The sequence below is a fragment of the Chromobacterium sp. IIBBL 290-4 genome (assembly GCF_024207115.1).
Lineage (GTDB): Bacteria > Pseudomonadota > Gammaproteobacteria > Burkholderiales > Chromobacteriaceae > Chromobacterium.
Genome location: NZ_CP100128.1, coordinates 1471481 through 1484335 on the forward strand (window position 1 = coordinate 1471481; position 12855 = coordinate 1484335).

Sequence of the window (12855 nt, forward strand, 5' to 3'; positions counted from 1 at the left end):
ATCGCAGCCTGCGGTCTACCCTTACTCAGATCAAGACACTAGCATTAGAACATGAACGATCTCGACCTCTTCGCCACGCCGGACGCCGCCGGCAACCTCACGCCGCCGCCCCCGGCCGCGCCGCAAGCCCTCGGCGGCGACTGGATTCCGCTGGACCTGTACGCCGAGCGCGCCTACCTGGAATACGCGATGAGCGTGGTGAAGGGCCGCGCGCTGCCGGAGGTGGCCGACGGCCAGAAGCCGGTGCAGCGCCGCATCCTGTACGCGATGCGCGACATGGGCCTGGCCCACGGCGCCAAGCCGGTGAAATCGGCCCGCGTGGTCGGCGAAATCCTCGGTAAATACCACCCGCACGGCGACAGCTCGGCTTACGAGGCGCTGGTGCGGATGGCGCAAGACTTCACGCTGCGCTACCCGCTGATCGACGGCCAAGGCAACTTCGGCAGCCGCGACGGCGACGGCGCGGCCGCCATGCGTTACACCGAGGCGCGGCTGACGCCGATCGCCGAACTGCTGCTGTCTGAAATCGACATGGGCACGGTGGACTTCGTTCCCAATTACGACGGCGCCTTCGAAGAGCCCGCCCTGTTGCCGGCCCGCCTGCCCATGGTACTGCTCAACGGCGCCTCCGGCATCGCGGTGGGCATGGCGACGGAAATCCCGCCGCATAATCTGACCGAAGTGGCCAGCGCCTCCGTGGCGCTGCTGGACGACCCGACGCTGGATATCGATGGCCTGATGCAATACATCCCCGGCCCGGACTTCCCCGGCGGCGGCCAGATCATCACCCCGGCGGCCGACATCCGCTCCGCCTACGAAACCGGCCGCGGCAGCGTGCGCGTGCGCGCCAAGTGGGAAGTGGACAAACTGGCGCGCGGCCAGTGGCGCGCCATCGTCACCGAGCTGCCGCCGGGCTCGTCGGCGCAGAAGGTGCTGGCTGAGATTGAAGAAGCCACCAATCCCAAGCTGAAGGCCGGCAAGAAACAGCTGTCGCAGGACCAGCAGAATCTGAAGAAGCTGATGCTGGACCTGCTGGACCGCGTCCGCGACGAATCCGACAGCGAAAACCCGGTGCGCCTGGTGTTCGAACCCAAGTCCAGCCGCCAGGACCCGGACGAGTTCATGAACATCCTGCTGGCGCAGACCAGCCTGGAAGGCAACGCCTCGCTGAACCTAGTGATGATAGGCCTGGACGGCCGTCCGGCGCAGAAGGGCCTGAAGCCCATCCTGAGCGAGTGGATAGACTTCCGCCGCAGCACCGTCACCCGCCGCCTGGCGCACCGCCTGGCCCAGGTGGACAAGCGCATCCACATCCTGGAAGGCCGGATGATCGCCTTCATCCACATCGATGAAGTCATCCGCGTCATCCGCGAATCGGACGAGCCCAAGCCGGACCTGATCAAGGCCTTCGGCCTGACCGAAATCCAGGCCGAGGACATCCTGGAAATCCGCCTGCGCCAATTGGCGCGGCTGGAAGGCTTCAAGCTGGAGAAGGAACTGTCGGAGCTGCGCGAGGAGCGCGAGGGCCTGCGCCACATCCTGGACACGCCGGACGCGCTGACCCGCCTGATCCGCGACGAAATCCAGGCCGACGCCGCCAAGTACGGCGACAAGCGCCGCAGCGAGATCAAGGCCGCCGAGCGCGCGGTGCTGACGCAAACCACGGCCGACGAGCCGGTGACGCTGATCCTGTCGCAAAAGGGCTGGATCCGCGCCCGCGTCGGCCACAATCTGGAGCTGGAAACGCTGAGCTTCAAGGATGGCGACGCTCTGGCCGCCGCGGTGGAAACGCGCACCATCTGGAACGCCGTGGTGCTGGACCACAACGGCCGCGCCTACACCATCGATCCGGCCACGGTGCCGACCGGCCGCGGTGACGGCGTGCCGGTGGCGTCGCTGGTGGATCTGCAGGACGGCGCCAAGCCGGCGCAGCTGATCTCCGGCCGCGACGAAGACCGCTTCGTGGTGGCCGGCAGCGGCGGCTACGGCTTCATCGCCAAGATCGGCGACATGGCGGGCCGGGTGAAGGCCGGCAAAGCCTTCATCACCCTGGACGCGCAGGAAACGGTGCTGGAGCCGGTGCGCCTGCCCGCCGCGCCGCTGGAGCAGCTGCAACTGGTCGCCGCCAGCGACGCCGGCCGCCTGCTGGCCTTCCCGGCGGCGGAGCTGAAGGAGCTGGCCAAGGGCCGCGGCCTGATGCTGCTGGCGCTGGACGAGGGCGCGCGCATGACCGCCATCGGCCTGGTGGCCGGCGACAAGGCGCTACTGGCCACGACCTCCGTCCGCGGCAAAGTGGCGGATGAAAAGATCGCGCTGGAAGAGTTCATCGCCAAACGCGCCAAGAAGGGCAAGCTGATGCCGAAGAAATGGCTGGTGAGCGCTATCCGGGATCTGCCGATGTGATGCGCCGCCCAGCCCAGCAGCAGACGCTCAGCCCTCGCGCCGCCCTGTTGTTCTTCAACGGCTTCCGCGCCGTCTTGCTGCTGGTGCTGTTTTCAATGTCGCTGATACCCGGCACCGACGGCCTGCCCTTGATCGAGGGCGGCCGTCATTTTTATTTCTGGGCCGGCGTCTACGCCTTGCTGATCAGCGGCTGGTTCCTGTTGCGCGAAGGCTCGCTCGGCCACACGCTGCAACTGACGCTGGCCATCGCCGCCGACATCGCCATGATGGTGTGGCTGATGGCGATGAACGACGGCATCCACGGCGGCTTCGGCCTGCTGCTGCTGCCCTACCTCGCCGCCGCCGGCCTGTTGTCCACCGGCCGCTACGCGCTGTTCTACGCCGCCATCGCCACGCTGATGCTGCTCGGCTATGTCGGCGCGGCGCATCAATTGGACCAGGCCCGCTCCTCAGACTTGTCCTATGGCGCCTTGCTGGCCGCCGGCTGTTTCGTCACCGCCATCGCCACCTGGCATCTGGGACGCATGGCGCGCGCCTCGGAGGCTTTGGCGGCCCAGCGCGGCGGCGAGATCGCCAACCTCAACCATCTGAACGAACTGATCCTGCAGAGCCAGCGCGACGCGGTGGTGGTGCTGGACGAAGCAGGCCATCTGCGCCAATTCAATCTACAGGCCGAACGCTATTTCAGCCGCCTCTGCCGCGGCCAGCCCATGCCGGAGCTGCTGCCCTTGGTGCGGCGCTGGCAGCAAAGCGGCTACCCCGCGCTCTCCACCTTCGTCGAACACAATGTGCGCGGCCGGCTGCTGCTGGGCCGGCTGGTGCCGGTTCCGGTGCCGGAGGGCGAAGTGCGCGGCGTGGTGCTGTTCATGCGCGACATGGCCGATATGGCGGAAGAATCCAAACGGATGAAGCTGGCGGCGCTGGGCCGTCTCACCGCCAACATCGCGCACGAAATCCGCAATCCGCTCGCCGCCATCAGCCATGCCGGCGATCTGTTGGCCGAGGATGACGACGATCCGGCCCGGCAACGGCTGCTGCGCATCGTCCGCGACAACACCCGCCGCATCAACGGCATGGTGGAGGACGTGCTGATCCTGGGCCGCCGCGACCGGGTCAAGCGCGAGACGATAGCCCTTGGCCCCTTCATCGAACAGCTGCTGGAGCATTTCGCCATGTCGCAGCCGGAAGCCGCCGGCGCCGTGCTTTGCCAGCTGCCGGACTGCCGGCTGCTGTTCGACCGCGGCCATCTGACACAGATTCTGGGCAACCTGCTGGCCAATGCCTGGCGGCACGGCAGCCGCGCCGTCGGCAGCGTCCGGCTGGAGGGCGGCGTGGCGGAGGGCGCCTTGATCCTGCGGGTGATGGACGACGGCCCCGGCGTGGCCGAGGCTGATCAGGCCCATTTATTCGAACCCTTCTTCACCACGGAAAACGCCGGCAGCGGACTGGGCCTTTACATCGCGCGGGAATTGGCCGAAGCCAACGACGCGCGCCTGGACTACATCCCGCCCGACGGCGTGTTCCGGCTGATAGGACACCTGGCCCATGACTAAGTCCGCCCACCGCGTCCTCATCGTCGACGACGAGCCCGACATCCGCGAGTTGCTGGAGCTGACGCTGCTGAAAATGGGCTTGCAGCCGGTGGCTGCGGGCAGCGTAGGCGAGGCGCGCGCCGCGCTGCAGGCCGGCTCCTTCGACCTGGCGCTGACCGATATGCGGCTGCCGGACGGCGAGGGGCTGGAGGTGGTGCGCCATATCGCCGAGCAAGGCCTGGACCTGCCCATCGCCGTGCTCACCGCCTTCGGCAGCGCCGACAACGCGGTGCAGGCGATGAAAGCCGGCGCCTTCGATTATCTGCAAAAGCCGGTCAGCCTGGCCCAATTGCGCAGCCTGGTGAAATCGGCGCTGAAAGTGGACGCGCCCGCCGCCAAACCTTCCGCTCAGAAGAGGCTGCTGGGCGACTCGCCGGCAATACAAGAAGTGTTGCGGCGGGTGGACAAGCTGGCGCGCAGCCAGGCCGCCGTCTATATCCGCGGCGAATCCGGCACCGGCAAGGAACAGGCGGCGCGGCTGATCCACGAGACCGGTCCGCGCGCCGGCAGACCCTTCGTCGCGGTCAATTGCGGCGCCATCCCGGAAAACCTGATGGAGAGCGAATTCTTCGGCTACCGCAAAGGCGCCTTCACCGGCGCGGACAGCGAGCGGGACGGTTTCTTCCAGCAGGCCCAGGGGGGCACGCTGTTTCTGGACGAGGTGGCCGATCTGCCGCTGGCCATGCAAGTGAAGCTGCTGCGCGCCATTCAGGAAAAAACCGTGCGCAAGCTGGGCGCCAGCCAGGAAGAGGCGGCGGACGCGCGCATCATCTGCGCCACCCACCAGGACCTGGCGGCTTTGGCCGAGCAAGGGCGCTTTCGCCAGGATCTGTTTTACCGGCTCAACGTGCTGCCGCTGCAGATGCCGCCGCTGCGCGAACTGCGCGAGGACATCCCGCTGCTGGCCGAACGCCTGCTGGCGCGCTTCTCCGACGCCTCCGCCCCGGCGCGGCTGGCGCCGGATGCGCTCAATGCCTTGCAGGATTATGCCTTCCCCGGCAATTTCCGCGAGCTGGAAAATATTCTGGAACGCGCCGTCGCGCTGGCAAGCTCCCCCACGCTGCGCGCCGAAGACCTGCAATTGTCGCCGCCCCTTCGCGACATCGCGCCGCCCGATGGCGGAACCGACCTGCAGCAATATTTGGACCAGCTGGAGCGAGACGCCATCGTCAAAGCGCTGGAAACCACCCGCTACAACCGCACCCAGGCCGCCAAACGGCTGGGCGTGACCTTCCGCTCGCTGCGCTACCGCATGGAGCGGCTGGGCATAAAATAGCGCGCCATCCGCATGACATCGTCCGCTTCATGCTATTGTTATATACTGTGCGTGGTTTTACGGCGCTGGCTTGCCGAAACCGCTTAGCCATATAGAGGATCTCGATCTCACCATGACGAAATCTGCGGCCTCCCGCCTGCTCTTGCTCTGCGCCCTCTTGTGCAGCGGCCCGGCCCAGGCGCAAACCGACCCGGTGCTGCTGACCGTCTCCGGCAAAATCCGCCGCTTCACCGATCCGGCTCAGCGCGTCTATGCCTTCCGCGAGAGCGATCTGCGCAAACTGCCGCAACACGCCATTGCCACCGCCACCAATTGGACGCCCCTCAGCACGTTTTCCGGCCCGCTGGTCAGGGATGTGCTCTCGGTTGTCGGCGCTTATGGCGCCAAAGCCAAGTTTTATGCCCTCAACGACTACAACTACTGCATCGACAGCGCTGAGTTCGCCCGCTACGACGCGGTGCTGGCCATGACGCTCAATCAGCAGCAGCTGGACATCGCGCACCGCGGCCCGCTATGGCTGATGTACCCGATTCCCGACCTTCCCGCCTCGATGCGCGGCCCGACGCTGGATGCCAAATTGATCTGGCAGGTCCATCGTCTGGACATCCAATAATCCACACGAGAGGCCATCGTGCGCTTTGCCTTCCGTTCTGTCTTCACCCGCCTCCCGCCGTTATTTCTGACCTTGTTCGTGCTGCTCGCCGGCGGCGCCTACTTCGCGATTGAGCGCTATGTCGCCGTCAGCGCCAATGAAACCCGCAGCGAGGACCTGTATTGGACGGTGGCGCAGATGCAGATCGAGCTGGAGCGATTCCGGGCGGAGTTGATCCGGCTGAAAAACGGCGAAGCCGACATCGAGCAAACCCGCACCCGGCTGGCGCTGGCGCAGAGCCGCTTCAGCGACTTCATCACCCCCTCGAAACTGCATGGCTTGCTCAGCGACGTGGAAGGGTTCAACGACATCCGATCGCAGCTGCAGCTCTTTTTCCAGTCCGCGCCGGTGCTCCGTCTGCGCCCCAGCGACGCGCCGGCCGTCATCGCCAGAATCGACGCCTTGCGCCCATCGCTGGCGGAATTCGCCGTGCAGTCTAGAGTGGCCGAAGTCGCCTCGCGCGATGCCCGCAACCAGGCGCTGGAGCACAATAAAAAGCTGGTTTCCTTCCTGTGGTTCGCGCTGTGGTGCGGCATCTGCGTGGTGCTGATGCTGCTGCTGTACCGCTACCACGGCGCCCGCCGCGATGTCGCCTCCCGCCAGGCCCTGCTGGAGAAAGAGCGCGCCGCGCACAAGGCCACCGTGGCGGCGGAATTGGACCGCACCACCTTCCTCGCCACCATCAGCCATGAAATCCGCTCGCCGCTGCAAACCATGCAAGTCTGCTTGGAGCTGATGGAGCCGGATATCCCGAGCGGCAGCCGCACCCATACCGCGCTGGAAAGAATGAAAACCAGCATGTCGCACCTGATGACCCAGGTCCGCGACATCATGGATTTGTCGGCGATGCATACCATGCAGCTGCGTCTGCATCCGGAAGAGGTGAAACTGGAACAGATTCTGCGCGAAGCCGTCGACGCCTATCGCCCGCAATTGGAAAGCAAAGGGCTGTGGCTGGAGACCATGTGGCCGAATCTGCCGGCCTCGATTCGGATGGATGGCAGCCGCCTGCGGCAGATCGTCGGCAATCTGGTCTCCAACGCCATCCGCTACACCGATCACGGCGAGGTCTCGGTGCTGGCCAAGGTGTTTCAACAGGAGGGTTTGAATACGCTGGAAGTGCGGGTCCGGGACACCGGCATCGGCATTCCGCTGGAGTATCAAAGCCGGATTTTCCAGCCCTTCTTCCAGGGCACGGCACGCAAAGCCGGCAGCAGCGGCCTGGGGCTGGCCATCGTCAAGGAGCTGGTGGGCCTGCTCGGCGGCGAAATCGAGCTGCACAGCGAAGTGGGCGCCGGATCGGAGTTCATCGTCCGGCTGCCCATTCAGCTTTACCCCCGCGCCATCAGCCATCAACCCTGCATTCTGCTGGTCGACGACGATCCCAATATCCGCGAGCCATTCTCAGACTGTCTGAAGATGGATGGTTATGAGGTCGTGACGGCGACCAATGTCAAAGAGGCCTGCCGCCAATTGCAGGAGCGGTCATTCAGCGTCGTGCTGCTGGACATGCAGCTAGGGAACGAAAGCGGCTACCAGGTGGCGGAGTTCCTGCGCAAAAGCCGCAACCGCCACGCCAGCATCATCGCGATGACCGCCTATCCGGAAGAATACAGCGACCATCGCGCCCACTGGTTCGCAGAACGGCTGGAAAAGCCGTTCGACCTCAATCGCCTGCGACAGACGCTGCGGAAACAGCCGGCTTGACGCGCCAACGGGCCAAACTATCGGCCAGCCGGTCTTCCCACTCCGGCCGGCACAAGGCGTACAGGCTGTTCCCGGCGGGCAACAGGCTGAGGTCGAAGCAAGCGGCCAGAAACTGCAGGCTGTCTTCGCTGTGGATGCTGATATGGCCGTTGCGCGGGCAGATATACCACCAATCGATGCCGGCCTGAGCGGCGATGGTTTCGGTGCTGAGCAGCGCCATCGACATGCGGTCCGCGTGCAGAAAGCTGGACAAGTGCTCCATCAGCGCCCGCTGCTTCAGGTGCGGCACATGCTCGATCACCTCGAAAGCCGTCACCAGATCGAAGGTTTTGCCCGAGGGAAACACATCCACCTCGCCGAAATGGGGATCGTAGCTGTAAGCGTCGATGTCTCTTTGCCGCAGCAAGGTCGACAACAGGCCGTTGCCGCCGCCGTAATCCAGCACTTCGCCCTGCTTGAACACGCTTTCAAACAAGCTGGCCACCAGCCGGGAATTATTGCTGGGACGCTCCTCCAGGAAGGGCGGATCGGACAAGTGGTAATCGTCGTTGTAGACGTTTTCCAGAAAATCTTTGTCTTGCCAGCGGTCGAACAAGGCGGAAAAGACAAAGCCGCAGCGATGGCAATGATGGTAAGGCACCATCACGCCGTAGTCCGGATAAGTGCGCGCCTGGATGAAATGATCGTTGCCGGCATGGCCGAAATCCTTTTCACCAAACGCGTCCACGCCAGCAGCCTGGCAGATCGAGCAATGCTCGGGCGGCGTGTCATGCAGTTTTGTCGCATCCAGCTTAAACAAATGGCCCCCTTGTCTGCATTGGCCGTTGTAGAGGTCGGCCATGGCGGAATTGGTCAAATATTAAGCAGGAATTTTTGCATCATTCGATCCCAATGGCAATGCCATTGTTTTTTTGATTTTACAAATATCATGTCGTTCGGCAGCAATCTCCCATGCCGCGCGCCGAATGGGAAATTTCCATGCCGCCGCCGCTTCATCCGCCTCCGCGGCGCGGCCATAAAATGTAAGATGAACGATGGCCGTCCCGGCTCTCGCCGCCATCTCAAACCCCATTCGACGGCAAGCCGGGCCGGCGCGCAGATCCATCCCACACACGGGAACTGAACATGGAAATTTCCGAGCTCTTGGCTTTCACCGTGAAAAACAAGGCGTCCGACCTGCACCTGTCGGCCGGACTGCCGCCGATGATCCGCGTCAACGGCGACATTCGCCGCATCAATCTGCCGCCCATGGACCACCATGACGTGCACGATATGGTGTACGACATCATGAACGACTATCAGCGCAAGATTTTCGAGGAAACCTACGAGTGCGATTTTTCATTCGAGTTGCCCGGCATCGCGCGCTTTCGCGTCAATGTGTTCATACAGAACCGCGGCATCGCCTCGGTGTTCCGGGTCATCCCCAGCAAGGTGCTGTCGCTGGAGCAACTGTCCGCGCCGCGGATCTTCCAGGAAATCGCCAGCTATCCGCGCGGACTGGTGCTGGTGACGGGTCCGACCGGCTCCGGCAAGTCCACCACGCTCGCGGCGATGATCGACTATGTCAACGAAAACGACTTCTCGCACATTCTTACCGTGGAAGACCCTATCGAGTTCGTGCATGAAAGCAAGAAAAGCCTGATCAACCAGCGCGAACTCGGGCTGCAGACCCAAAGCTTCGCCAATGCCTTGAAAAGCGCGCTGCGCGAAGACCCGGACGTGATCCTGGTGGGCGAATTGCGCGATCTGGAAACGATACGGCTGGCGCTGACCGCGGCGGAAACCGGCCACCTGGTGTTCGGCACCCTGCACACCAGCAGCGCGGCCAAGACCATAGACCGGATCGTCGACGTGTTTCCCGCCGGCGAAAAGGAAATGGTGCGTTCGATGTTGTCAGAGTCGGTGCGGGCGGTCATCGCCCAAACCTTGCTGAAGACCAAGGACGGACAGGGCCGGGTGGCGGCGCATGAAATCATGATAGGCACGCCGGCCATCCGCAACCTGATCCGGGAAAACAAGATCGCGCAGATCAACTCCATGATCCAGACCGGTCAACAATACGGCATGCAGTCGCTGGACCAGTGCCTGACCGACCTGGTGAGACGCAATATCGTGTCGCCGGGCGAAGCCAGGGCCAAGGCCACCAACAAGGATGCTTTTTAATCAGAGTCCCTTTCTCCGGCCTGGCAGCCGAGAAAGGAGAGGGGACTCAATCAGGCGGGCTGACAAATGCCTGGACCATGGGGCGAGCCCGGCTATGCCGGGAACGCTGCAATCGAAACCATGCCCGGGCTCCGCAGCCCTGCGACTTGTGGCAGCAAGCCGCGTTTCGCAAACCCCTCCTGCCGGAAACGATAGCAGGCTAGACTGGAATCAGCTCAAGCAGCTGGATACGCCGCCATGGAAAAAGACCAGGCATCCCGATTCATCCACGACCTGCTGAAACACGCGGTCGGCAAGAACGCTTCGGATATTTTCATCGCCGCCGACTTTCCGCCGGCGATGAAAATAGACGGCAAGATCACGCCGGTGGCGCCGCAAGCGCTGTCCGCCCAGCAAAGCAAGGAGCTGGTGCGCTCGGTGATGAACGATCGCCAGACCGAAGAGTTCGAGACGAAGAAGGAGGCGAATTTCGCGATCAACCCGCCCGGCGTCGGCCGTTTCCGGGTCAGCGCCTTCGTCCAGCAAGGCATGGTCGGCATGGTGCTGCGCAAGATCAACACCGAGATTCCCAACTTCGACCAGCTGAATCTGCCGGAAGTGCTGAAGGACATCGCGCTGATCAAGCGCGGCCTGGTCATCTTCGTCGGCGGCACCGGATCGGGCAAATCCACCTCGCTGGCGGCGCTGGTGGATTGGCGCAACACGCATAACCAGGACCACATCATCACGGTCGAGGATCCGATCGAGTACGTGCACACGCACAAGAAATCCATCGTCACCCAGCGCGAGATCGGCGTCGACACCGAAAACTGGGAGATCGCGCTGAAGAACACGCTGCGCCAGGCGCCGGACGTGATCCTGATGGGCGAGATCCGCGACCGCGAAACGATGAACTACGGACTGCAGTTCGCCGAAACCGGCCACCTGTGCCTGGCCACGCTGCACGCCAACAACGCCAACCAGGCGCTGGACCGCATCCTCAACTTTTTCCCCGAGGAGCGGCACCAGCAGGTGCTGATGGACCTGTCGCTGAACATGCGCTCCATCATTTCGCAGCGGCTGGTACCGCACAAATCCGGCCGCGGCCGAGTGGCGGCAGTGGAAATCCTGCTCAACAGCCCCCTGGTCTCGGATATGATCTTCAAAGGCGAGATCTCCGCGCTGAAAGAGGTGATGGCGCGCTCGCCGGAAGCGGGCATGCAGACTTTCGACCAGTCGCTGTTCGAGCTGTTCGAGGCGGATTTGATCAATTACGAGGATGCGCTGCGCAACGCCGATTCCATCAACGACCTGCGGCTGAGAATCAAGCTGTACAGCGAAACCGGCCGCAACCGCGACCCGCTGGAAGGCATAGACCATCTGGACATCGTTTAAGCGGCGCCACTTTTTTACACCATGAACTTAGACGCCAACACTACCGTCCTGATCATCGAAGACTCGCATACCGTGCGCCAGGGGCTGCGCACCATGCTGTCGATGGCAGGCATCACCCGCTCCGAGGCGGTCACCAACGCCGGCGAAGCCCGCAACCGCCTGCGCGGCAAGAACTACGACGTGGTTCTATGCGACTACAATCTGGGCGACGGCATGGACGGCCAGGAATTGCTGGAAGCCATGCGCAAGAGCGGCTCGCTGCCGCTCTCCACCATCTGGATCATGATCACCGGCGAGCGCCACTACGAGCGCGTGGTGGCCGCCGCCGAAATGGCCCCGGACGACTACATTCTCAAGCCATTCGCCTCGCAATTGCTGCTCGACCGCATGCACCTGGCCAGCCAGCGCAAAGCCTTTTTGTCTCCGGCGCACAAGCTGCTGGCCGCGGGCCGGGTCGAACAATCCATCCAGGTCCTGCAGCAACTGGCGCGCGAAGCGCCCAACGCGCAATACCGGCTGGATTCGCAGCGGCTGGCCGCCGAGCTGCTGGTCAACGAAGGCCGCCAGGGCGAAGCCTTGTCCATCTACCAGGAGCTGCTCACCCAGAAAGTGATCCCCTGGGCCAAGATGGGCGTGGCGCGCATCATCGCCGAGCAGGGCGAAACCCAGGAGTCCAACGCGCTGCTGCGCGAAATCATCGCCGACGCGCCGCGCTACACCGACGCCTACGACCTGCTGGCGCAGAACCTGATCGACGATGGCCAGTACCAGACCGCCGCCGTGGTTCTGGAAAAAGCGGTGGCGATCTCGCCGCGCAATTTCACCCGGCTCAAGAGCTGCGGCACCGCGCTGCTGCGCTGCGGCAACCCGGCCAAGGCGGCGGAATATCTGCAGCGCGCGGTCGAGGTGGGCCGCAACAACAACTTCTTCGGCCCCGATGTATTGGTCGACCTGCTGCAGGCATTCAGCGAAAGCGACCAGACCCAGCAGCTGGACCGGCTGCAGGCTGAAATCGCCGCGCGGATGGACGAGCTGTCCGGCGGGCAGCTCACCATGGCGGTGTGCCGCGCCCTGGCCGCGCTGGCGCAGAAACGCCCGGCCGACGCGCAAAGCCAGCTGCAAGCCGTGGCCGACAAGCTGCGCGCGCGCGAAACCGACTTCTCCGCGGTGCAGCGCTTCCTCGCCGCCGCCGTGCGGCTGCCGCCGGAACAAAGCAACGAGCTGCCGCAGCAGTGGGCCGGCACCATCGCCATGCGCTTCGCCGACGGCCGCCACGAGCTGGGCACGCTGCTGGAGATCTCGCACAAACATGAGCCCTGCCACCAGGCCATCGACACCGCTTACAACCTGCTGCAAGACTCCAGCAACCAGGCGGTGGAGCTGGCCAGCAACGGCCAGCTCGAAGAAGCGGCCGAGCAGCTGTTCCAGCTGTCGCAGCAAACGCTGAACGAGCGGATCAGCATGAACGCCTGCGCGCTGCTGCTGCGCATCTGCGAAAGCCGCAACAAGGCGGCGCAGCCGCATGAGGAGCAGCTCAAGCAGGTGGGCACGCTCCTGGCCTGGCTGCCGGAGGAAAACGAACGGGTGCGCGGCTTCATCCGCCGCCGCGAGGCGCTGGACCCGGTCTGCGAATAAGCCGTCCGGCCCGCGTCCCCCGCGAGCCGGACTACACTGGAAATCATGCCGCC

The 12855-nt window shown here is 64.0% G+C and carries 10 protein-coding genes; 8 read left to right on the forward strand and 2 right to left on the reverse strand.

Annotated elements, in window-relative coordinates:
- The first annotated feature begins 51 nt into the window (after window positions 1-51).
- The 5 genes from parC to NKT35_RS06910 all read left to right on the forward strand — a co-directional run bounded on the left by parC (window position 52) and on the right by NKT35_RS06910 (window position 7630).
- Window positions 52-2403, forward strand: coding sequence for a DNA topoisomerase IV subunit A (gene parC / locus NKT35_RS06890; RefSeq protein ID WP_254300145.1), 2352 nt, complete (start codon window positions 52-54; stop codon window positions 2401-2403).
- Window positions 2403-3956 carry a two-component system sensor histidine kinase NtrB gene (locus NKT35_RS06895; protein ID WP_254300147.1) on the forward strand — a complete coding sequence of 518 codons (1554 nt, stop codon included), beginning with the start codon at window positions 2403-2405 and terminating at the stop codon, window positions 3954-3956. Before parC ends, NKT35_RS06895 begins: the two co-directional genes overlap by 1 nt.
- Complete coding sequence (locus NKT35_RS06900; protein WP_254300149.1) at window positions 3949-5271, forward strand: sigma-54-dependent transcriptional regulator; 1323 nt, start codon at window positions 3949-3951, stop codon at window positions 5269-5271. Before NKT35_RS06895 ends, NKT35_RS06900 begins: the two co-directional genes overlap by 8 nt.
- Before the next feature lie 112 nt (window positions 5272-5383).
- On the forward strand, window positions 5384-5884 hold the full coding sequence (locus tag NKT35_RS06905; protein ID WP_254300151.1) for a putative pterin-binding protein: 501 nt from the start codon (window positions 5384-5386) through the stop codon (window positions 5882-5884).
- 18 nt (window positions 5885-5902) lie between these two features.
- Window positions 5903-7630 (forward strand): ATP-binding response regulator, encoded by a 1728-nt coding sequence (locus NKT35_RS06910; protein ID WP_254300153.1) that lies wholly within the window; start codon window positions 5903-5905, stop codon window positions 7628-7630.
- On the opposite strand, the gene NKT35_RS06915 is transcribed toward NKT35_RS06910, so the two are convergent.
- Together NKT35_RS06915 and NKT35_RS06920 are read right to left on the reverse strand one after the other, a co-directional pair.
- Complete coding sequence (locus NKT35_RS06915; RefSeq protein WP_254300155.1) at window positions 7590-8429, reverse strand: class I SAM-dependent methyltransferase; 840 nt, start codon at window positions 8427-8429, stop codon at window positions 7590-7592. The genes NKT35_RS06910 and NKT35_RS06915 overlap by 41 nt on opposite strands.
- 60 nt (window positions 8430-8489) lie before the next feature.
- Window positions 8490-8735 carry a hypothetical protein gene (locus NKT35_RS06920; RefSeq protein WP_254300158.1) on the reverse strand — a complete coding sequence of 82 codons (246 nt, stop codon included), beginning with the start codon at window positions 8733-8735 and terminating at the stop codon, window positions 8490-8492.
- 20 nt (window positions 8736-8755) lie between these two features.
- Here NKT35_RS06920 and NKT35_RS06925 point away from each other — a divergent pair, with 20 nt between their 5' ends.
- From NKT35_RS06925 to NKT35_RS06935, 3 genes are all read left to right on the forward strand, one after another.
- Entirely contained in the window at window positions 8756-9793 is a 1038-nt protein-coding gene (locus tag NKT35_RS06925) for a type IV pilus twitching motility protein PilT (protein ID WP_254300160.1), read from the forward strand.
- Between the two features lie 237 nt (window positions 9794-10030).
- Window positions 10031-11167 carry a PilT/PilU family type 4a pilus ATPase gene (locus tag NKT35_RS06930; RefSeq protein WP_254300162.1) on the forward strand — a complete coding sequence of 379 codons (1137 nt, stop codon included), beginning with the start codon at window positions 10031-10033 and terminating at the stop codon, window positions 11165-11167.
- A gap of 21 nt (window positions 11168-11188) precedes the next feature.
- Window positions 11189-12802 (forward strand): response regulator, encoded by a 1614-nt coding sequence (locus NKT35_RS06935; protein WP_254300164.1) that lies wholly within the window; start codon window positions 11189-11191, stop codon window positions 12800-12802.
- The last annotated feature ends 53 nt before the right edge of the window (window positions 12803-12855 follow it).